Here is a 19,914-nt window from a genome sequence, read left to right as displayed (position 1 = left end):
GAAGGAGATGATTCCAGTGAAACTGACATTATATACGGACTACTCTCTGCGGGTGCTGATGTACCTCGGCATGCGTGAAGAGGAAAAAGTCCAGATAGATGAAATCGCAGGCTACTATAATATTTCGAGGAACCACCTGACGAAAGTGGTGCACCATCTGTCGAAGCTCGGCTATGTCAAAACTGTACGTGGTCGTGGCGGAGGGATTATGCTAAACTATAAACCAGAAGCGCTCAACATCGGCGAAGTCGTCCGCCAGACGGAGGATAACTTCCATATGGCCGAATGTTTCTCGGAAGGCAACGAATGCGTTTTGACGCCCGTATGCGGGCTGCGCTTCGTGCTGAATGATGCCCTCAAGGCGTACCTTGAAGTGCTCGATAAATACACATTGCAGGACATTACCCCCAAAGCAATACCGAGGTGACCATAATGAATACAAGTACAATAGTAAAATTCATGGCCGGACTGCTGCCTGTAGCGCCCATTACAGGAGAGCTGCTGGATGAAGAGCTCGAACAGGCGGAAATCTCTGAAACAGGCGCAGAGTCCGAATCCGATACGAATTCCAAATACGCCGATTACAACGGCCCGACAATGGAAGAGGAAATCGCGTCACATAGCGGCAACACTCCGATTATTAAAGGTACGGAGGCGTATAATGTCCAAGTCGGCAGCAGTTTCGATCCCCTGGCCGGTGTCTATGCGATCGATAACCAAGATGGGGACATTACCGACAACATCGAAGTGACCGAAAATAATGTCAACACCAGCCGTCCGGGCAGCTATACCGTCTCGTACCGGATCGAGGATAGCCAAAACCGCTATTACGAGTACACGCGCGTCATTGAAGTATCGAATGCCGCAAGCGATCCGATACCGATGATTCCGCCGACCGAGGAAGAGCTTGCTGGAGACTCCGGGGAATCCGAAGATGAGGCTGCCAGCAGTTCAGCCATTACATTCCTCGGACTGGAGGATATAACGATTTCCCAAGGCGACACGTTCGACCCCAAGGAGGATGTCGCAATCATCGATGTGGATGGCAGTGATATCACCCACCGCACCTATATTTCAGGCGAAGTCGATACCGAAACGCCGGGGAAATACACGATTGCCTACGCGGTATTCGACCATTTCGGCGATCCCCATGCCAAAGCACGTACGATAACAGTCGAATAGTTGGAATTGGGCCGCTCCTCAAACTGAGGGGGCGGCTTTTTTCGGTGTTTTGGCCATCCCCTGAAACTCATCGTTCCGGTGAACGCCAGTTGGAGGGTCCCTGTCCATAAAAAATGGCCCAATCCCTGGTGGGACTGGACCTGCTGTAAATATTATAAATCAATTGCCTCCATATATATCTCTATTTAGGCAAGTTGTGCTGTAATTTCACGGTTGAAGTCTTCCAGGTCATCCGGCTTACGGCTGGATACGAGGTTGCTGCAGACCACAACAGATTTATCATGCACTTTTGCACCTGCATTCTCCAAGTCTTTTCTTACTGAAATGAAGGAAGTAATGTTGCGATCCTTCAACAGGTCGGTATCAATGAGGACTTGTGGGCCGTGACAGATTGCGAAGGTCGGTTTGTCCTCCTGCAGGAAGTGTTTTGCGAACTTGCCGAAACGGCCTTCCTCATCTGCACGCAACAAGTCTGGGGAGAATCCGCCGGGCACCAGGATTGCGTCATAGTCTTCCGGACTCACATCGGAAATGCTTTTGTCCGCCTGGAACTTGCCACCCTGCTTACCTTCTATTTCCCCAGCTTCAGGTGCGATGACTTCCACCTCGTGTCCTTCATTCTGAAGTGCCTCGACCGGGCTTGTATATTCTACATCTTCTACCATGTTGGTCATGATTACTGCGACTTTCTTAGCCAAAATCAATCACTCCTTCTAGAATATCGTTACACTACATATTGTTCCACATTACGCAGGTTTTTAAACATCGATTCATATTCATCAAATATAAAAAGCCATCATTGACAAACAGAACAAACGTTCCTATACTATTCTGGCAGGAGTGATCATATGCAGTATTCATACGATAGAAATCTGGAATACAAGATACTATATAATGTTCAGCACGAACTGTTCGAGTATCCGAACACGAGCATGGCGGAATATGATATCCGCACTGTGGACTTTCATATGAAGCTGATGGAGCAGAAAGGCCTCATCACACTGACGCCGTTCGACTATGACTTCTACTACAGCAACATCGAACTGACGGATGAAGGCAGATTACTGCTAGAACAGGAAGTCCACTAGACCTTAAGAGCCCTCTCGAAACCGAGAGGGCTTTTTTCATATAGAGAGGTCGAATGCCCTGAGGACTTCCGCTTCCGTTTTGCCATCAAGCAACGCGACCGGGTCATCGGAATCGAATCCGCCGATCTGCTTCCCCGCCTCCACCGTATCCACGATGGCAAGCCATTCCACGCGCAGTACATACTCCTCTTTGCCGAAATGGGGGTTGATGCGCTGTATCTCCTTGAAGGGATACGCATCCTGGTCGATCAGCCGGCCGCCCTGATGCATCCTGAAATCCTGGAAGGGCACGGCCGGATCCACCACCCTCCCGACGCCAAGCCAGCCCTGTCGTGTGCTGTACAGTGCAAACAGGTCTCCCGGCCCGAGACCCATGACACTTTCCCTAAAGCGGGTCGTCGTCACACTCACAATGCCGAGCCGCCGGTATATTCCGAAATCCCGGAATGTCCGATTGAATTTGCCATTTATCGCATACATGTCATCACCTCACCCCACTCTACCCAAAAGGGTAATGTTTCACTCCATTTCACGGCGGGTAGTGAAATAAAAAGGAAGGGAGATGTTGCACATGTTCAAAAAGGACGAGACGGATAAAATGTTCGAAGAATCATCCGACGAAAAACTTGGACAACGCAATTCCGAAGACGACTCCATGGAGGACGTCCTTTCCGATATAAATAAAAAGCGCAAGGAATTCTACGTGGACGAAGAGACGGACAAGAGCGTCTTCCACGACAACCGCTACGATTCCGGAAACCGTTAGATGTTTAGCCTCCCCATGAAGCGGGAATCGATCTGTGGAAAGCAAAACTACAATTCATATGAAGAGGTGTTTTATTGATGGCTGATGATACTAGCAAAAAAGACAAACTCATGGGCAAGGCAAAGAAAGCTGCCGGCGACATGATGAATGATGACAAGACGAAGGAAGAAGGCAAGCGTCAGGAGACTGAAGGTAAAGTCAAGGACGCTGCGAACGACGTAAAAGACAAGGCAACCGATGCCTTCAACGACAAAAAATAGCATCCCCCGGCACCGTCCAATTGGACGGTGCTTTTTCAATGGATTCGTCAATATATGTTTAGAACCTTGTATACATAGGTAGACATATAGTATAAGAATTAACGCAAAGGAGATGTTGATTATGGCTGAAGAGAAAAAAGGATTATTTGATAAAGCAAAAGACGCGGTAAATAATATTAAAGACGGCAATGGCGATGTCAAAGATAAATGGGACAACGTCAAAGAAAAGGGTGACCAGGTCGTCGACCGATTCGGCGGCGGTGATGACAACGCCGAGCCGAACACTGAAGAAAGCAACACAGGCCGTGAGATGACAGATAAAGATACGACGACACGTGCCGGTGATAATCAGAACGACAAGGGCAACGATGGCGATCGCCAGAACCAATAATGCAAAAAATGGTGGGTTCCAAAAATGGAATCCACCTTTTTTTATCGGCTATTCATCTGCTACAACCAGTTCATCATCGGTTCCTCCGGCGTCCGCTGCCAGCGTCTCCAGCTGACTGAGCGATTGGGATGCGCTGGATAGATACTTGCTGCTGTTCTTTAGATGGATGTCGAGCATCGTTTCATTCATCGCATAGTCTTCATTCTGGTTCATCAGCTTGAACTCGATCAGTGCCAATGTGCGGTTTGAGATGGCCAAGTACAAATCCGCTTTCATCTGTTCAAGCACCACTTCATGCTCCGGTGCCAGGAATGCCGGCGTCTTCAGACTGTCGACCTGCATTTCCAGTTCTCCATAGGACTTATGCATCTCTTCAAGGTTGGCTGCCAGCGTATCGTTGTCAATCCCGTGCCATAGGAACTGATTATACATCGGTGTGAACGTCTCCCTCCATATTCCCGAGACTTCCTGCTGGATGTCTTCCGCCTTCCGGGCCACCTTGTCTATCTGCAAAGATTCCTCTCCGGAGTAGTCCACGTCGGCTGCGTCCACTTCTTCCCGACTCGTGTTTTCGACAGCATGTTTCGGATAGTCATCTGCATCCAGAGTGGTGATTTGATCCGTATATTTGATAGAGGCATCCAGCTGGATGCTCTTATGTGTAATCATGTGTACTTTCGATCTCTCAGTATTGAAATCCTCTAAGTCGATACTTTGCTTCGCACCAGTGCCACAGGCTGTCAGCAGCACAACCGCGAATAATAGGAATATCGGTCTCAATTTGGTCGTCTCCCTCATCTTTCGGATGATTTCCCGTAATATAACGAACTTATTGTAACACAACTGTAATATTTACAAAAGTCCAACCTTATCCTCTCCCTTGCCCCAATAAAAAAGCCCTCAGGCAGGAAGCCCGGGAGCCTTCGTGAGACCTTTATTTTCTGTACAGATGGACTGCTGATTGAGCAGGATCATCCATATCGAAGCTGACCCTTTCCTCCGCTTCGATATGGATGACTCCCTCTTCGGTATCCTTGTCATACATTATAAACTACCCTTGCCCCGCAATAGAAAAGGCGGGAAGACCATCCGCTTGGACTGCCTCCCCACCTGTCACCCACTTCAGGAGTGGACCATTCTATATAAAGTTTTACTCATCCTTGTTGAGGATCAGATAATCCAGCTCCTCTTTTGTCAGAGCCCTAAGCTTCTTCAGCTGGAACAGGAAGAAGATGGCGCCGAGCACCACCCATGCACCAAGCGCGATGTATGATGGTGCACTGAGCGACGCCGGGGATCCCGGATACAGAAGCAGCACGAGAAATGCCAGTGAAATCAGTGCACCCAACACACCGAAAATGATATACAGAATGTTGTAGTTCTCTTTCCTGCTGAAGAATTTGACCGCCACGAGGCTCGTGATCAGAAATGCAACGGAGACGCCGGTCGATGACATGTCGACGATCCAGCTGAGTGCCGTACGGCCGAGCCATGGTGCCGCCAGACACACTGTCATGATGAACAGCACTGCGACATAAGGCGTCTTATTCTTGCCGAGCTTCATGAATACAGGCGGAATGAACCGCGCACGTCCGAGGGCGAAAAGCAGGCGGGATGATGACAGGTAGAATCCGTTCAGGCCCGTAAATACGCCGAATGAAATCGCAAGTGCCAGCAGTGTCATACCGAGCGCCCCCATGGCGGACTGGATGACAGATCCCGTCACCCATAATGCACCATCGATAGACTGTTCGTCCGGGTATACCCACGAAGTGATCAGGATCATCAGTACATATGTGATGATGGAAGCGATGATACCAAAGACGATCAGTTTGAATGTCTTATCCGGACTGAATTTGAATTCTTCGGCCGCCTGCGGGATGTTGTCGAACCCGACATACATCCAGGGCGCAATCGCGACGATCAGAATGATTGATGTCCATATGCCGGCCTCATCATTGAACAGCGGCTCGGCATTTGACAGCGCGAACTCTCCCGAGAAGAACGACCAACCGAAGAGTGCCGTCACCACAAGCGCCATGAACAGACAGAACAGGAATTGAAGATTCCCGGACAATCCGCTCCCCTTGATTGATATGAAAGCAAAGAGGACCAGTACGAGGGATGACAGGATCACTTCCATGATATAGACATCCCAGCCCGCAATCGTGTATAGATGGCCGATTTCAAGAAATTCAGGTAGAATGAACTTAAACAGCAGGCTGAAGGCACTGGCATTCAGAGCGACGACACATATGTATCCGAGTGCCAGAAACCATGATGCGATGAAGCTGACATATTTCCCGAATCCGGCATAGCTGAATGCGAATTCACCGCCCGAGACGGGAAATCGTGTGGTCAGTCCGCCATATGCCACGGCGATGATCAGCATCAGTATACCACCGATGGTGATGCCGAGTGTCGAACCGAGTGTGCCCGAGGAGGCCAGCCAATCCCCAGGAAGGATGAAGGCGCCCCATCCGATGCTTGAACCATAGGCAATAGCCCAGATGAAACGCTTGGACATGGTGTTGTCGAGCTCCGTGCGCTCTACGTTGGATATTCTAGTTTCCATATTTTCTTTTAAGCTCCTCTTTGTGTTTTCTGAAATATAGCCTAACAGAACAGCCGGCAAACGTAAAATGGAACTATTGCACGAAAAAATGATTGGAGGAATGAAGATGACATTACTGCGCATAATGAAATACTCGATATTATCAGGTACACTCCTGCTTGCTGCATGTGGAGGTGCGGAAGAGGCGCCCCCTGAAGATACGGCGGACGAGGCGTCGGAAGAAGCAACAGGCGAAGTAGCGGAAGAAACTTCGGAAGAGGCTGAAGGCATGGAGACATTCGGCGCGGAGGCATGGACTCAGTACCGCTTCAACCCTGAAAAGAATGCGGTAATCGATTCGGGCCATGACCCCCTCAAGAATATGAAGTTCAAAACTGAAGATGAAGTACGCGCCACTCCGGTCGTCGCTGATGGCAAGCTGTTCATAGGCAACCACAGCTCCGGACACATCCTTGCATTCGACCTCGAATCCGGCGACAGGATCTGGGAGGAGACGGCCCCGAACTGGATCCACTCCGAAACCATCTATCACGAAGGAACGGTCTATGTCGGCTATGGCAACCGACACTTCCAGGATAATGGCATTCGCGGAACAGGCGAAAGCGGCGTTATGGCGCTTGATGCAGAAGAAGGAGAAATCCTGTGGGAATTCGAAACCGAAGGCGAAGTCATGCCGACACCAGCCATCCATGGAGAGCACCTTTATATTACGACGGGAGACCGCCATCTCTACAAGCTGACACTTGACGAAGGCGAACTCGAACACCAGCACGAGCTCGGCTCCACAATCAGCATGTCCTCACCGAACATACATGAAGATACGCTCTATGTCGGTGGAAGCAGTCCAATGCCCTACACTTTCTACGCATACGACCTCGAGCAGGATGAGGTAAAATGGGAGACCGAATTCGACGAAGTCGTCATGGGCCTTGATGACGTGCCGCCTGCCGTGAGCGGAAACACCGTCGTCACCACTGCACTCGTAGAAAATGAAGATGGAGAGACCGAGCATGAAATCTATGCGATGGACATCGAATCCGGCGACATCCTCTGGGAGGACAACTGGGGGACGGGAGAGCTTGTCCAGAACAACAAGTCCGGTGCCCCCATGATATATGAGGGGGCGGTGTATGTCGCCAGCCCGAAGACCCAGACATACTATGCCTATGATCTCGAGAGCGGAGAACAGCTGTGGGCCTATGAAGATGCAGCCGCCAAGGCGCCCCCTGTGGCCAAAAATGGCATCGTCTACTTCTCCAATGTAGAAGGCAGGGTCGTCGGCATGGACGTCGAGACCGGCGAACCGGTCAAGGAGAAGGTGCTCGGCGGCACCCTCGCCCCCGCCGGTCCAATCATCGTCAACGACACCCTTCTGGTCGGCAGCCAGGACAGCTATGTCTATGTCGTCCCTCTGAGCGATTTCGCGGATGCGAAGGAGTAGTATGATCGGAAGGGACCGAGTGGAATCATCAATTTCATGCACCGGGGCACTCGGTGTTGGTTGGACACCCTGACCGGCATCCCCCGCCCTATCCATACAGAAAGCCCCATCTCATAAAAGAGATGGGGCTTTCTTTTTAATTTATCATCCACTGAAGTTCAAAAGGTCGATGCCAAAAATGATCGGCATCAGGAAGTAGACGAATGTCACAATCAGGATGACGCCAAGAATGTTCAGGGCAAAGCCTGTTTTGGCCATCTCCTGGATGGTGATCTTCTGCGTACCGAATACAATGGCGTTCGGCGGGGTCCCCACCGGCAGCATGAACGCACAGTTGGCGGCCATGGCTGCAGGCACCATCAACGTCAGCGGATGGACTTCAAGTGCAATCGTCAGTCCGGCAAGTACCGGCAGAATCATCGTGGCGGTTGCGGTATTGGATGTGATTTCCGTCAGGAACAGAATACCCAGTGTAACGATTATTATGATGATGACGATATGAATGCCTTCCACAGCTGTCAGAAGCTCACCGAGCCACTGATCCACGCCGGTCTCCACGATGGCGGCCGCAAGGGCGAGTCCGCCTCCGAAGAGCAGCAGGACGCCCCACGGCAGGTCACGGGCAACAGACCAGTCGAGAATACGCTTCGATTTCCTCTTGGTCGGCAGCAGGAACAGTATGACTGCTGCCAGCATGGCGATGGAGCCATCCGTGAGCATTTCCGTCACGGACCAGTTGGACCAGATGAATCCGCGTGTGATCCACATGAATGCCGCGAACAGGAAGACGAGTAGAACGAGTATCTCCTCCCGGGTGATCTTGCCGAGTTTGTCGAGTTCGCTCGTGATGATTTCCCTTCCGCCCGGCAGGTGGTCCATACCATGCTTGAACGAAAAGAAGTGCATGTATGCCCACGCCATAAGCAGGAAGATGATGACGATCGGCACACCGAACAGCATCCATTGAGCGAAACTCATCTCGATGCCGAAGAGTTCCTGGAGCTGTCCCGACATGATGATGAGGGGCGGTGTACCGATCAGCGTACCGAGGCCGCCAATCGTCCCGGCGTAGCCGATGCCGAGCACCAGTGACTTTTCAAACTTGCGCAGGTTGTCATCCAGATCATTTTTGGACAGCGAGTGCGCCTCGCTGATGATCGCCATGCCGATTGGAATCATGATCATGACCGCCGCGGTGTTGCTGACGAACATGGACAGTATGCCTGTCGCTATCATGAAGCCGAGCAGGATGGTAGCAGTCGTCGTTCCGATTGCCTTGATGATCGTCAGTGCAATCCGTGTGTGCAGGTTCCACCGCTCCATTGCGAGCGCCAGCAGGAATCCGCCGAGGAAAAGGAAGATGATGTCGTTGCCGTAGGCGCTTGTTGTAGTATCGCTGTCCATGACTCCCCCCAATGGGAACAGGAACAGCGGCAGGAGCGAAGTCGCCGGAATCGGAATGGCTTCCGTGATCCACCATGTCGCAATCCATAATGTGGACGCCACTACGAATACCCCTGCTGAGTCGAGTCCCTCAGTGTCAAGGAAGAGCAGTGTAAGTATGAACAGCAGCGGCCCCAGAATCAGACCGACCATCTGCATGCGGCCGTATGCTTTCTCGGGCTCTTCATTTCCAGGCCCGCGATTTCCCTGTTCAGCATGCTTCTTGGCTTCGTCCACACTGAAGAATTTAAGGAGTGACTTCGTCCGTTTGGACTCCCGCCACATGTTTCGGTATGTATTTTTCAACTTTGACAATATTAAACCTCCTCGAAAACGCTTTCTATGAACACTAGATGAAGATATCATATTTTTTTGAATATTGCCATACCAATTTTACACAATATAGAAAACCAGCATCAGAAAACCGATGCCGGTTCTTCCATCTATAGTGGACCCCAGTTGATCATGACACCAATGGCCAGTACAGCCATTGCGATGACTGACCAGATGATGAAAAGCGGCAGCAGCCACTTCGCCCACTTGATCCACGGTACACCTGCCACTGCGAGACTCGCCATCAGCGGCCCTGAAGTCGGGAAGATGCTGTTGGAGAAGCCATCACCGAACTGGAATGACTGGACCGCCACCTGTCGTGTAACATCGATCATGTCTGCAAGCGGTGTCTGGATCGGCATGATGATCGCCGCCTGTCCACTGCCCGAAGGAACGAAGAAATTGAACAGTGTATTTGCGATGAACATGCCGATGGCCGCAAGTACGGGCGTCAGGGCACCGAGCGGCACGGACAGCGCATTGACGATGGTATCCAGAATGTTTGCCTGTTCCATCACGACAAGCACCGCACGGGCCACCCCGATGATCAGTGCTCCATAGACCAGATTCTTGCACCCTTCCAGAAATGTCAGCGTCAGCTTATTGTAGTTCATGCCGGCAATGATGCCTGCCACGACACCAATGATGATGAAGAAGGCCGCCATATGGTTCGTCGTCCATTGGAACTGGATGACGGCGAACACGAAGAAAGCCAGTGCTGCCGCCACCCAACCCAGGATGAGCTTATGGCGCAGGGTGAACGGTGCATCCTTCATGGCCGATACGTCCCCTTCATCTTCAAGGATGCCCATCAGGCTGCGTGACGGATCACGCATGATGCGTTTGGCATACATCCACGTATACCAGATGGTCACACCGACCAGCAGGATGAACGAAATGACCCTGAAGAGCATCCCGGAGAAAAGCGGCAGTTCTGCAATCGCATGCGCGATGCCCACCGTATAGGGGTTCAGGAATCCGGCGGCAAAACCGATGAATGTCGCACCGAATGTGATGGACACCGCAACAATCGCATCGAGTTTGAGCGCACGGGCCAGCATGACGCCGATGGCGACGAACGGGATGACGGAGTTCGCCACCGCCCCCGTCGCACCACCGAGTGCAAACAGGATGGAGATGACCGCAATCAGCAGGAATTCCCTGCCGCACATCTTATCCACGGCACTCATGATGCCTCCGGTTATCGCTCCGGAACGCTCCACCACTTCGAACATCCCGCCGGCAAACAGCACAAGGAAGATGAGCCCTGCCGATTCGACCATGCCGGTCTGCAGGGCCATGAAGATATCCATGAACCCGACTGGATTCTGTGCAGTACTTTCGTACGTACCCGATACCACACGCTCCACACCGTCCACCTGCTCCCTTTCGAAGGCGCCGGCAGGCACGAAGTATGTCGCAATCGCTGTGACTACCAGCACAAGGAACAGAATGACGTATGTATCCGGCATTTCAAGACGCTTTTTATTTGGAGGATTCTGCTGTTTCACAAGCCGCAACCTCCAGTCCATTCATATGATGCAGCACCGCAAGGATGAACACTTTGCCGATCTCCACCATGGCCCGTTCATCCACATCGAATTTCGGGTGGTGATGCGGATAGACGGCATCGATTTCCGAGTTGCGTGCACCCACAAAGAAGAAGGAGCCCGGTACATGCTCAAGATAGTAGGCGAAGTCCTCGGATGTCATCATCGGCGCCTTCTCCTGAACGGACATATCCGGCAGGTACGCCTCCGCCAGTACCTTAAGCTGCTCCGTCTCGCCTTCACTGTTGATCAGCGGTACACAGCCATATGTAAAATCGACTTGTGCCGTCGCTCCGTTCTGTGCGGCCGTCGATACGCTCATCAGTCGGATCCACTCCTCCATCACGGCTTTCGATTCGGTATCGAATGTACGGGTGGTACCTGAAATCACAGCCGTATCCGGGATGACATTCGTCGCCTCCCCGCTGTGGAATTTACCAATTGTGACGACATTCGATGCGTTCGGATCCATCTTGCGGCTGACGATCTGCTGCAGATTCACCACAAGCTGGCTCATCGTGACAAGCGGATCCACCGTCGTATGCGGTATGGCGCCATGTCCGCCCTTGCCCTGAATTGTGATGTCGAAATTATCCCCGCCTGCCATGGCATTGCCCGGTCTGAAGCCGATTGTGCCATAGTCATCATCCGCCCAGACATGGGCACCATATATGTAGTCGACGCCATCCAGACACCCATCAGCAATCATCAGCTGGGCGCCGCCCGGCGGCAGTTCCTCTGCAAACTGGTGAATGAACACCACCGTACCTGCCAGTTCCTCCCGTACTCCGGCCAGAACGGTCTCGACTGCCATCAGCGCCGCCGTATGCACATCGTGGCCGCATGCATGGCTGACACCTTCAATCGTCGATCTGTACGGGACGTCCTTCTCATCCTGTATCGGCAGTGCGTCAAAGTCCGCACGCAAAGCCACCGTCGGCCCCGGCCTGCCCCCATGCAGAGTGCCGACCACACCATTGCCGCCGACATGCGTCCTATATTCAATGCCAAGCGATTCCAGATGCTGGCTGACATATTCGGGAGTAAACTGCTCCTTGAAGGAGAGTTCCGGATACATGTGCAGATGCCTGCGCGTCTTCACCATCTCCGGGTATAGGCTTTCCAACTGTTCAAATAGTTTCTTCTGCAACTTCATCATTCCTCTTTTTTATTATGATACATATTATTACATAATTATTCATATAGATAAATGCTTTTTTAGTTTTCTGCATAATAAAAACACCTGCATTATTATGAGGTGTATCATCAGCCGTATGATTTTCAAACAAAAAAGGCATCTCAAATGCTTCTCTATCTTTTGCATTTGAGATGCATATCTCCTTGCTCACTTGTTCCTTTGTGGCGTGGATGAGACCACAGTGGATGTTACCGACGGAGAATAATCCTATACCGATCCTCTTAGCTTTATTCTATCTCTTCTACAAAGCTCATTTTTTCCTCACACCAAACAAACCCTCAATTCTGTATTCAAATCAGCTGCCTAACCACGAATGGCCCCCGACCAAGGTGCAACTGACTGAACGAATGTTAAAATACAACCATTACAGTTATGCTGAGAAACCATGATGAAAGGTTCGCGTCAATGCATATGCGATGCTGCATGGAATATGTGGATTCCAAAAATATTTATTATTATGATAAAGTTTCATGCACCCTCCGCCATCCTCCTTCCGACCGGTTTGAAACTTTATCTAATAATTAAATAACGTAGCAAACTTTCACGTGGTACAAGTTCATTTTTCCCCTTTTTTCTGTCACTATTAACTTGCTCTCATTATATATCACACAGTGTGTATTATCAATACAAATTATACAAATATTCTGAATCATTGAAATATTTTCTAGAGTTGTATTGTATTTTTAAAGATCTATATGAAATTATATATTGTACTTTTTAACCCTCTCTATTTCTGAAATAGTAAGGAGACAGTTTCTTATACATAGGATATGTAAAAAAATGAATATAAATATAGCTCTATTATCTTTAAGTAGAGATAAATTGGACTTTGAAAATCACTTTTCCTGCAATTATTCAATATATTCATTATCGTGGTTTCAGCCTCCTCTTTACCTACCTGCTTACTAATAATTACCAGGTTTTATTTTTGTAAATTATTTTAAATAAGAAGTTTCATGGAAAATCATTTATTATTTCCCTGATTTGGCTTCCCTGTATTACTAGAGCAAAGAATTTTCAGAAATTAATACGCTTCGCTTATCTCCCTGCTCTTCTCCATGGTAAAATATAGGCAATAAAACAAAGGGGATGGTTCAAATGTCAGAACGGCAAGCGAAGCAGACAGTCTATGTCGACCAGTTCACCAACGGAATCCTCAACCCAGGGGATGAAATGCAGTATGTCGTCAAGGATGGCGGCCATATCGTCGCCAATACAGCGCCCGGCTGCTGGGGGCCGATGATTACACCGGAATTGAAGGGCGGACACGAAGTGACGAAGCCCGTCTTCGTTGAAGGGGCGGAAGTCGGTGATGCCATTGCGATCCACATCAACTCGATACGGGTGACATCAATGGCGACTGCCTCCGGGAACGACAAGCCGATGGAGGGCAGGTTCACGGGAGATCCATTTGTCGCGGGCATCTGCCCGAACTGCGGTACCAAGAATCCACGTTCGAAAGTTGAGGGCATCGGCCAGGGCGCAGTCAGATGTGTGGAATGCGGGGAGGACGTCACCCCCTTCACCTTCACCAATGCCTACACGATGGCATTCGACGGAAAACGGACGATCGGCCTGACCTTGAACCAGGAAGGGGCGGAGAAAATTGCACATGAAGCGAAACGATATATGTCGACGCCGGAAAACTCCATCCAGAACCCCGTCGTCACTTTTGCGCCCCACGACATCGTCGGTGCCCTGGCGCGTGTCATTCCATTCCTGGGACAGTTGGGCACCACTCCTGCAAGGCCCTTCCCGGACTCCCATAATGCCGGGGACTTCGGACAGTTTCTGATCGACGCCCCCCATGAATACGGCATTACGGAAGATCAGCTGGTCGACCGTACCGACGGCCATATGGATATCAACCGCGTCCGTGAGGGTGTCACAGTCATCTGCCCCGTCAAAGTGCAGGGCGGCGGCGTCTACCTCGGTGATATGCACGCCATGCAGGGCAACGGTGAGATTGCGGGCCATACGACGGATGTCGCCGGCATTGTCGACCTGAGGGTCGAGGTCATAAAGAACCTCGTCATCGAAGGACCCATCATCCTTCCGCTTGAAGAGGATCTTCCCGCCCTCGCCAGACCGTTTACAGAACAGGAGATGGAAAAGGCGAAGGCACTTGCAGCAGAGTGGCGGATTGAGGAAATTGAGAGGAGCTATCCGGTTTCGTTCGTCGGTACCGGGGCTGATTTGAATGGGGCGACACTCAACGGTATGGAGCGGGCAGCCACCCTCTTCAATATAGACGTGCCTGAAGTCATGAACCGGGCGACCATTACAGGCTCCATCGATATTGGACGGAACCCCGGTGTCGTCACCGTCACGTTTCTCGCACCGAGGGATTATCTGCTCAGTGCCGGCATTCTGGATCACGTTGAAGAAATGTACAGCTAGCAGATAGAAAAACGCCTTCCACACATGGAAGGCGTTTTTCTATTTCAGCACCGCTTCAGCAATCAGACGGTCGAATTTTCGTATATCCACTTTCTTGCCCAAGTTGATCTTTATGTGGCCCACCTTCGTCCAGAGTTCCACCTCGGCGTTCACATCGAACATGCCTGCCGCATTCTCCGTCGACCACATGTCTATGGAGCTGTACGGCAGCGAGTACATCTCAACCTTCTTTCCAGTCATGCCCTGGACATCCCGTATGATCATGCGCCTGTCGGTGAAGATTGCCGCATCCCTCAATGTCTTGTATGCAGCAATCGGCCGTTCGCCCCCTATCAGAACATCATCGATATCACTCGGGATGTCCGTCTCGAACTGCAGTGTCCATGCAAGTATATTTGCCGTTTCCATAATCCGCCTCCATTCAATCTATTATATTTCCAGTATAATAGAGATGGAGGGAACATGTCCTGTACCGGATGAAATGGAGCCTCCGCAGGAATCACCAATGACGGTTGGACGGCCCCCTTCCTCAAAAAAAGACCCGCTCGAATGAGCAGGCCTCCCTTCTATGCAGTTATGCATTCCTCTTCAGATGCAGCCATCCCCTCGAGTAGGAGAAGATGATGATGACCAGGCTCAGCACAATCGTAATCACCGAAAACAGCCAATGCTGCCCGCTCAGAATGAACAGCGGCGCAAAGGTGATGAGTGCAATTTCAACGGGGGCAATCGGTATATAGGCAAGCCCATAGTCCTCGAGCGTTCCGCTTTCGAGCTTCGGATCGACGATGCGGAGCAGGGCGATGCCCATTGCGACGGCGCCCGTAATCCAGCCGAATGTAAATATCCCCTTTTCAAACCATTGCTCCTGGAAATAATACTGGGAGACGAACCGGTAGAAAGTGTATGTGAACAGGATGCCGAAAGCCATCAGTATGAGGAACGGCACAAGGTTCTGTGCAACGACCGTCAGGTTGATGGAGGCGATGCCGAAGGCGACGAGGACATCCGTCGCACTGCCGCTCACTTTGGACATCACACTCTTGTCGATGTATTTGTCCATGTCTGCTGCCTGGAGCAGAAGGCTCAGGGCGAGGCCGACGAGGAAAGCGAGGGAGAATGCCGGAATGGCAAGCCCGTCATAGAGCGATTCCCCGAACTGACTCAAATAGTAGCCGATCATCGTGACGAACACGACGAGTGCCATATGGAAGACGAGCGGATCGATGGAGATGGCGGAAACCGTATCCTTGCCGCTCCACTCACGCTTTTCTTCCGGGATGAGGCCTGTCCTGAGTTCCTCAGGCAGCTCATCGAACCTGGAAATATAGTTCGCATAGCCTTCATTTGCACTTTTTCTGATCAGTGCCAGTCCGACCCCGATGGCCAGGATGGCACCGAGTGTTGCGGATGTCATCGCAAGGGAAGTGGCTTCTTCCCAGCCCTGCTGGGCGAATGCATCCCCGAGTGCGGCAGCAGTGCCATGGCCGCCGACGAATCCTGCGGCAAGGATGAGGCCGAAGCCGTTGTGCACATCAAATGCCGGCACGAGCAGCACCAGCGCAAACAGCAGCCCGAGCCCCCACATCAGAAGCATCGCAATCTGCGAATAGGACCACAGTCCGCCGACCTTGTTGATCATCTTCCTGATATTGAACCGTCCCGTCGTCCGCGGAATCGCAGCGAATACGATTGCGATCAGGACGCCGGGGTAGTCCCCGATGAACGCTGAAAACGGCAGCCACCCGAGCATGTTCGGTCCGAAAATCAGACCAAGTATGCCCGCGATGATGCTTGCCGGCATGAATGACCGCTGCAGGATGCCGATGCGTGCGCGCAGGAACATTCCGACGAGCAGCAGCATCGCTATAAGACCGAGATCGGTCACAAGATTCCATACTGTAAATTCCATGATGCAACACCTCTTTCTAAAGTCAACTAAGCTAATATAGCATAAAAATCGTCGACGATGAAAGCGATTGAATACACCACTTTTACAACATCATATCAAAGCGGCTACAAATAAATTTCCGCAAGCCGCTCGAATGACCGCTTCTTCTCCTCCCAGTCATGGAGGTTGCACAGGATGAGCCAGTCGTCACATTCATACAGGGCGCTGTAGTGGTCAAGCTCCGCCCTGACGGTTTCCGGGCCGCCGATGATCATGCGCCTCCGGTTGTGCTTCACTTTTTCACGTTCTGCCTCCGTCAGTGCTTCATACTTCTTCTGTGCCGCTTCCGGTGTCGGCACCTGGCTGTCGAGCCCCTTCTCCACATTCAAAAGCCAGATGTCCTGGCTCTGTGCGAGTGCTTCGGCATGCTTGTCGTCTTCCCCACAGACCACGAATGCACATGCACGGGCTGAGGGCTGCGCCATGAACCCCGGTTCGAATGCATCATGATATGCACGGAATGCCTCCACGCCGCGGTCCGGCCGGATGAAATGGCCGAACACGTAGCCGATGCCGAGGATGCCGGCGAGTACGGCACTGTTCTCCCCGAGGCCGAGCGAATGGAGTTCCGGGCGGGCGGTAGTCCGTGGTGCGGCCCGCACCCTGGCACTGCCATCCAGATACTGTATCAGGTCCTTCAGCTTATCCGGGTATTCGGCCATCTGGTTCGGCTTGCCGTCCGCCAGCAGTTTGCGGATGAACTCCCCGCCGCCTGGCGAGCGTCCGACGCCCGCTTCGATGCGCCCGGGAAACAGCGATTCGAGCTGTGCAATCTGCGATGCAACCTTGAACGGGCTGTATTGCGGCAGCAGGATGCCGCCGCTCCCCACTTTCAGCGTTCTGGTCCGGCTCGCGACCGTTGCCATCATGATCTCCGGTGCACTCGAGACCATGCCACGCGTGGCATGATGCTCTGCGAACCAGTAGCGTTCGTAACCGAGGTTTTCCGCCGTCTGTGCCATATCAATCGTGTGTGCTGCCGTCTGTTCAGCCGTCTTGCCCTTCGGCTGCGGCATTTGATCCAGGATGCCCAATTTCATCTTTTTATATCCTTTCCTTCCCTGTGTACTTTATTTAGAACCATACTGTATAGATGATCAGAGTGGAGATCACCATCGTCATCAGCGACAATGGGACGCCCACTTTGATGTAGTCGGTGAATTTGTATCCGCCGGGCCCATAGACGATCAGGTTCGTCTGATAGCCGATTGGTGTGATGAAGCTTGCGGAAGCGGCGATGGCGATGGTCACGGTGAGCCCCATGTAGTCCATGTTCATCTGCGTCGCCATCTCCATCGCAATCGGAAACATCAGCACGGCCGCCCCGGTGTTGGTGATCAGTTCAGTGAATATGTTCGTCATGATGTACAGGATGGCGATGACCCCGAGCACGCCGAGCGGCCTTGCGACCGCCAGCATGTTTTCAGCCAGGAACTGGGCGAGGCCCGATTCCATCATGGCCGCCCCGACGCCGAATGCACTGGCAATGAGCAGGATGACGTTGAACTGTATATAGCTCAGCATCTCATCGGCGTTGATGAACTTGAATATCATCAGCAGGATGACCGCAATCAGCATCGCCTCGAACATCGACAGGAAGCCGAGCGTCACGGAGGTGATCATGACGAGCAGAAGTCCGAGGCCCGCCCACCCTTTAACGCTGCTCTGGTGCAGCGGTTCCGGCGGCGACAGGGAAGTGACGACATAGAAGTCGATGGAATGCATATGCGTCTCCATAAAATCATTGCCTGCGAGCAGCAGCACAGTATCCCCCGGCTTCAGTATGATGTCCCCGACCCGGCTCTTGATCCGCTCATTGTTGCGGTGGACCGCAATGACGCCGGCACTGTATTTGGAACGGAAGCGTGCGGACTTCACGGATTTCCCCACCAGCCCCGACTGATGGGAGATGACCGCTTCGATCAGCTCGAAACTGTCGTCCTTCAGGCTCTCGAGCGTCTGATCCGTGCCCGTCTTCAGTGTGATGCCCTTCTGCTTCTGTACGGAAGCGATGGTATTGATCGTACCGGAGAAGAGCAGATGGTCCCCCTCTTCAATTACGGTATTCGGCGTCACGGGGAAGATGCGGGTGTCATTGCGGATGATTTCGATGATGTATATCCCCTTCAGTGAGTTATTCACCGCTTCGACGATCCGGCCGTTGACGTGCTCGTAATCCTTCTCGATCACCGCTTCGGCCAGGAATTCCTTCACTTCCTCACGGATCTGCTCCTTTGCCCCGAGCGTGTTCGGCAGCAGACGGTATCCAAGGGTGAAGATATAGATCAGGCCGGCAAGCGCAATCGGCAGTCCGACGACCGACAGCTGGAAGAATCCGAAGCCTTCCCGGCCCGACTCGATGAGCAGGCCGTGCACCACCAGGTTCGTCGATGTGCCGATCAGTGTGATCGTCCCTCCGAGGATGGTGACGTAGGAGAGCGGAATGAGGAACTTCGACGGCGCAATCCCATTCTTCTGGCACCAGTTCTTGATGATCGGGGTCAATGTGACCACAATCGGCGTATTATTGAGAAATCCCGAGAACAATGAGATCGGCGCAAGCAGCTTGATCATCGAGCGCTTCGTTCCGCGATGGTCGCTGAGCAGACGGTCGATGTAGTTTTCTATGATGCCATGCTTCTGGATGGCACCGGCCACAATGAACAGAAGCAGGACGGTGAGCATCCCTTCATTGGAAAAACCGCTCAGCGCCTGTTCGGTTGAAATCATCCCCGTCAGCAGGAAGATGACCAGAAAGAAGAAGACGATCAAATCGGCACGGGCGACTTCAAACAGCAGGCCAAGGAGCATCAGTACAATCATCAGGGCGACAAAAATCATTTCAGCTGTCATCGGCATTCCCCCCGTTTCCCGTGGATGAGTAGTTAGAATATATCATAGCATAACCGCCCGATACGATAGGACGAATTTGTTTGAATATAACAGACATGTATCCATTTAATGTAATATGGAAACGGTTTAATTGTAAAAATTCACCCCATAATGATTAATTGGCCCAAAAACGGATATGTAAGACTATCAACGCGTTGAAAATAAATTCACGGGATACTCATACGCAGAGGAGGAAAGGGAAATGGAAAAGTTTTCGAGCCAGCAGATCGAGAAGCTGATCGAAAAGAAACGCGAAAAGGGAGAATTGAAGGATCAGGCGGACTGCATGCACAGGGATATCGTCAAGTGCTACCTCAACGGCAAGGCACACCGCTATGTCTGCATGGAATGCGGTTTTGCAGACAAAAGCCGCGCTGCCTTCTTCTCCTATCCACAGTCCGACAGGCAGATGGGATAAGGAATCCTGGAGTACAAGCCGGATTA

At 51.7% G+C, this 19,914-nt stretch carries 21 protein-coding genes; 9 read left to right on the top strand and 12 right to left on the bottom strand.

The genetic code is table 11. The annotated features are described in order from the left end of the window. The first annotated feature begins 16 nt into the window (after positions 1 to 16). Positions 17 to 427 (top strand): RrF2 family transcriptional regulator, encoded by a 411-nt coding sequence (locus BO53_RS0111335; protein ID WP_031548279.1) that lies wholly within the window; start codon positions 17 to 19, stop codon positions 425 to 427. 5 nt (positions 428 to 432) lie between these two features. After that, a complete protein-coding gene (locus tag BO53_RS0111330) occupies positions 433 to 1,182 on the top strand; it encodes an immunoglobulin-like domain-containing protein (protein ID WP_031548277.1) in 750 nt (249 codons plus the stop codon). Between the two features lie 185 nt (positions 1,183 to 1,367). On the opposite strand, the gene BO53_RS0111325 is transcribed toward BO53_RS0111330, so the two are convergent. Next, positions 1,368 to 1,880 (bottom strand): type 1 glutamine amidotransferase domain-containing protein, encoded by a 513-nt coding sequence (locus BO53_RS0111325; protein WP_031548275.1) that lies wholly within the window; start codon positions 1,878 to 1,880, stop codon positions 1,368 to 1,370. Between the two features lie 150 nt (positions 1,881 to 2,030). Between BO53_RS0111325 and BO53_RS0111320 the strand changes: the two genes are divergently transcribed. Next, the gene (locus BO53_RS0111320; protein WP_031548273.1) at positions 2,031 to 2,270 is read left to right on the top strand and encodes a hypothetical protein; all 240 of its coding nucleotides are present in this window, start codon (positions 2,031 to 2,033) and stop codon (positions 2,268 to 2,270) included. Between the two features lie 36 nt (positions 2,271 to 2,306). Here BO53_RS0111320 and BO53_RS0111315 read toward each other — a convergent pair whose 3' ends face one another. Continuing rightward, positions 2,307 to 2,750, bottom strand: a complete 444-nt coding sequence (locus tag BO53_RS0111315) for a hypothetical protein (RefSeq protein WP_031548271.1) — start codon at positions 2,748 to 2,750, stop codon at positions 2,307 to 2,309. A gap of 91 nt (positions 2,751 to 2,841) precedes the next feature. Here BO53_RS0111315 and BO53_RS0111310 point away from each other — a divergent pair, with 91 nt between their 5' ends. The 3 genes from BO53_RS0111310 (at position 2,842) to BO53_RS13480 (ending at position 3,687) form a co-directional block, all read left to right on the top strand. After that, positions 2,842 to 3,036: a hypothetical protein gene (locus BO53_RS0111310; RefSeq protein WP_031548269.1), complete on the top strand. Its 195-nt coding sequence runs from the start codon at positions 2,842 to 2,844 to the stop codon at positions 3,034 to 3,036. A gap of 77 nt (positions 3,037 to 3,113) precedes the next feature. Next, a complete protein-coding gene (locus tag BO53_RS0111305) occupies positions 3,114 to 3,296 on the top strand; it encodes a CsbD family protein (protein ID WP_031548267.1) in 183 nt (60 codons plus the stop codon). Between the two features lie 121 nt (positions 3,297 to 3,417). Beyond that, the gene (locus BO53_RS13480) at positions 3,418 to 3,687 is read left to right on the top strand and encodes a hypothetical protein (RefSeq protein ID WP_037342189.1); all 270 of its coding nucleotides are present in this window, start codon (positions 3,418 to 3,420) and stop codon (positions 3,685 to 3,687) included. Positions 3,688 to 3,735: 48 nt separating this feature from the next. Here BO53_RS13480 and BO53_RS0111295 read toward each other — a convergent pair whose 3' ends face one another. Then, positions 3,736 to 4,467, bottom strand: a complete 732-nt coding sequence (locus BO53_RS0111295; RefSeq protein WP_031548265.1) for a hypothetical protein — start codon at positions 4,465 to 4,467, stop codon at positions 3,736 to 3,738. A gap of 370 nt (positions 4,468 to 4,837) precedes the next feature. Next, positions 4,838 to 6,262 carry an APC family permease gene (locus BO53_RS0111285; RefSeq protein ID WP_031548262.1) on the bottom strand — a complete coding sequence of 475 codons (1,425 nt, stop codon included), beginning with the start codon at positions 6,260 to 6,262 and terminating at the stop codon, positions 4,838 to 4,840. 106 nt (positions 6,263 to 6,368) lie between these two features. On the opposite strand from BO53_RS0111285, the gene BO53_RS0111280 reads away from it, so the two are divergent. Beyond that, a complete protein-coding gene (locus BO53_RS0111280) occupies positions 6,369 to 7,703 on the top strand; it encodes an outer membrane protein assembly factor BamB family protein (RefSeq protein WP_051683110.1) in 1,335 nt (444 codons plus the stop codon). Positions 7,704 to 7,847: 144 nt separating this feature from the next. On the opposite strand, the gene BO53_RS0111275 is transcribed toward BO53_RS0111280, so the two are convergent. The 4 genes from BO53_RS0111275 to BO53_RS13960 form a co-directional block, all read right to left on the bottom strand. Beyond that, a complete protein-coding gene (locus tag BO53_RS0111275; protein WP_084185072.1) occupies positions 7,848 to 9,431 on the bottom strand; it encodes an SLC13 family permease in 1,584 nt (527 codons plus the stop codon). Positions 9,432 to 9,589: 158 nt separating this feature from the next. Continuing rightward, positions 9,590 to 10,990, bottom strand: a complete 1,401-nt coding sequence (locus BO53_RS0111270) for a YfcC family protein (protein WP_245608236.1) — start codon at positions 10,988 to 10,990, stop codon at positions 9,590 to 9,592. Further along, positions 10,965 to 12,188 (bottom strand): amidohydrolase, encoded by a 1,224-nt coding sequence (locus BO53_RS0111265; RefSeq protein WP_156956144.1) that lies wholly within the window; start codon positions 12,186 to 12,188, stop codon positions 10,965 to 10,967. Before BO53_RS0111265 ends, BO53_RS0111270 begins: the two co-directional genes overlap by 26 nt. Beyond that, positions 12,160 to 12,378 (bottom strand): hypothetical protein, encoded by a 219-nt coding sequence (locus BO53_RS13960; RefSeq protein WP_156956143.1) that lies wholly within the window; start codon positions 12,376 to 12,378, stop codon positions 12,160 to 12,162. Before BO53_RS13960 ends, BO53_RS0111265 begins: the two co-directional genes overlap by 29 nt. Before the next feature lie 947 nt (positions 12,379 to 13,325). On the opposite strand from BO53_RS13960, the gene BO53_RS0111255 reads away from it, so the two are divergent. Next, positions 13,326 to 14,627 (top strand): acetamidase/formamidase family protein, encoded by a 1,302-nt coding sequence (locus BO53_RS0111255; RefSeq protein ID WP_031548251.1) that lies wholly within the window; start codon positions 13,326 to 13,328, stop codon positions 14,625 to 14,627. A gap of 39 nt (positions 14,628 to 14,666) precedes the next feature. On the opposite strand, the gene BO53_RS0111250 is transcribed toward BO53_RS0111255, so the two are convergent. The 4 genes from BO53_RS0111250 to BO53_RS0111235 form a co-directional block, all read right to left on the bottom strand. Further along, on the bottom strand, positions 14,667 to 15,035 hold the full coding sequence (locus tag BO53_RS0111250; RefSeq protein WP_031548249.1) for a PH domain-containing protein: 369 nt from the start codon (positions 15,033 to 15,035) through the stop codon (positions 14,667 to 14,669). 166 nt (positions 15,036 to 15,201) lie between these two features. Next, the gene (locus tag BO53_RS0111245; protein ID WP_031548247.1) at positions 15,202 to 16,539 is read right to left on the bottom strand and encodes a sodium/glutamate symporter; all 1,338 of its coding nucleotides are present in this window, start codon (positions 16,537 to 16,539) and stop codon (positions 15,202 to 15,204) included. Between the two features lie 104 nt (positions 16,540 to 16,643). After that, positions 16,644 to 17,618: an LLM class flavin-dependent oxidoreductase gene (locus tag BO53_RS0111240; RefSeq protein WP_031548245.1), complete on the bottom strand. Its 975-nt coding sequence runs from the start codon at positions 17,616 to 17,618 to the stop codon at positions 16,644 to 16,646. A 34-nt stretch (positions 17,619 to 17,652) separates the two neighbouring features. Beyond that, positions 17,653 to 19,431 (bottom strand): SLC13 family permease, encoded by a 1,779-nt coding sequence (locus BO53_RS0111235; protein WP_031548243.1) that lies wholly within the window; start codon positions 19,429 to 19,431, stop codon positions 17,653 to 17,655. Positions 19,432 to 19,672: 241 nt separating this feature from the next. Between BO53_RS0111235 and BO53_RS0111230 the strand changes: the two genes are divergently transcribed. Beyond that, positions 19,673 to 19,888, top strand: a complete 216-nt coding sequence (locus BO53_RS0111230; RefSeq protein ID WP_031548241.1) for a hypothetical protein — start codon at positions 19,673 to 19,675, stop codon at positions 19,886 to 19,888. Positions 19,889 to 19,914 lie beyond the last annotated feature (26 nt).

The organism is Salinicoccus luteus DSM 17002, assembly GCF_000712035.1.
Lineage (GTDB): Bacteria > Bacillota > Bacilli > Staphylococcales > Salinicoccaceae > Salinicoccus > Salinicoccus luteus.
Note: the sequence above shows the minus strand (reverse complement) of the source record. Positions and strands in the feature narration are given on the sequence as shown.

Excerpts from the sequence above, each read along its gene's own strand:
- BO53_RS0111275 (WP_084185072.1), bottom strand. The coding sequence starts at position 9,431 with ATGTGGCGGGAGTCCAAACGGACGAAGTCACTCCTTAAATTCTTCAGT.
- BO53_RS13480 (WP_037342189.1), top strand. The coding sequence starts at position 3,418 with ATGGCTGAAGAGAAAAAAGGATTATTTGATAAAGCAAAAGACGCGGTA.
- BO53_RS0111265 (WP_156956144.1), bottom strand. The coding sequence starts at position 12,188 with ATGATGAAGTTGCAGAAGAAACTATTTGAACAGTTGGAAAGCCTATAC.
- BO53_RS0111235 (WP_031548243.1), bottom strand. The coding sequence starts at position 19,431 with ATGACAGCTGAAATGATTTTTGTCGCCCTGATGATTGTACTGATGCTC.
- BO53_RS0111320 (WP_031548273.1), top strand. The coding sequence starts at position 2,031 with ATGCAGTATTCATACGATAGAAATCTGGAATACAAGATACTATATAAT.
- BO53_RS0111315 (WP_031548271.1), bottom strand. The coding sequence starts at position 2,750 with ATGTATGCGATAAATGGCAAATTCAATCGGACATTCCGGGATTTCGGA.
- BO53_RS0111285 (WP_031548262.1), bottom strand. The coding sequence starts at position 6,262 with ATGGAAACTAGAATATCCAACGTAGAGCGCACGGAGCTCGACAACACC.
- BO53_RS0111305 (WP_031548267.1), top strand. The coding sequence starts at position 3,114 with ATGGCTGATGATACTAGCAAAAAAGACAAACTCATGGGCAAGGCAAAG.
- BO53_RS0111230 (WP_031548241.1), top strand. The coding sequence starts at position 19,673 with ATGGAAAAGTTTTCGAGCCAGCAGATCGAGAAGCTGATCGAAAAGAAA.
- BO53_RS0111255 (WP_031548251.1), top strand. The coding sequence starts at position 13,326 with ATGTCAGAACGGCAAGCGAAGCAGACAGTCTATGTCGACCAGTTCACC.
- BO53_RS0111250 (WP_031548249.1), bottom strand. The coding sequence starts at position 15,035 with ATGGAAACGGCAAATATACTTGCATGGACACTGCAGTTCGAGACGGAC.
- BO53_RS0111310 (WP_031548269.1), top strand. The coding sequence starts at position 2,842 with ATGTTCAAAAAGGACGAGACGGATAAAATGTTCGAAGAATCATCCGAC.
- BO53_RS0111240 (WP_031548245.1), bottom strand. The coding sequence starts at position 17,618 with ATGAAATTGGGCATCCTGGATCAAATGCCGCAGCCGAAGGGCAAGACG.
- BO53_RS0111330 (WP_031548277.1), top strand. The coding sequence starts at position 433 with ATGAATACAAGTACAATAGTAAAATTCATGGCCGGACTGCTGCCTGTA.
- BO53_RS0111245 (WP_031548247.1), bottom strand. The coding sequence starts at position 16,539 with ATGGAATTTACAGTATGGAATCTTGTGACCGATCTCGGTCTTATAGCG.
- BO53_RS0111280 (WP_051683110.1), top strand. The coding sequence starts at position 6,369 with ATGACATTACTGCGCATAATGAAATACTCGATATTATCAGGTACACTC.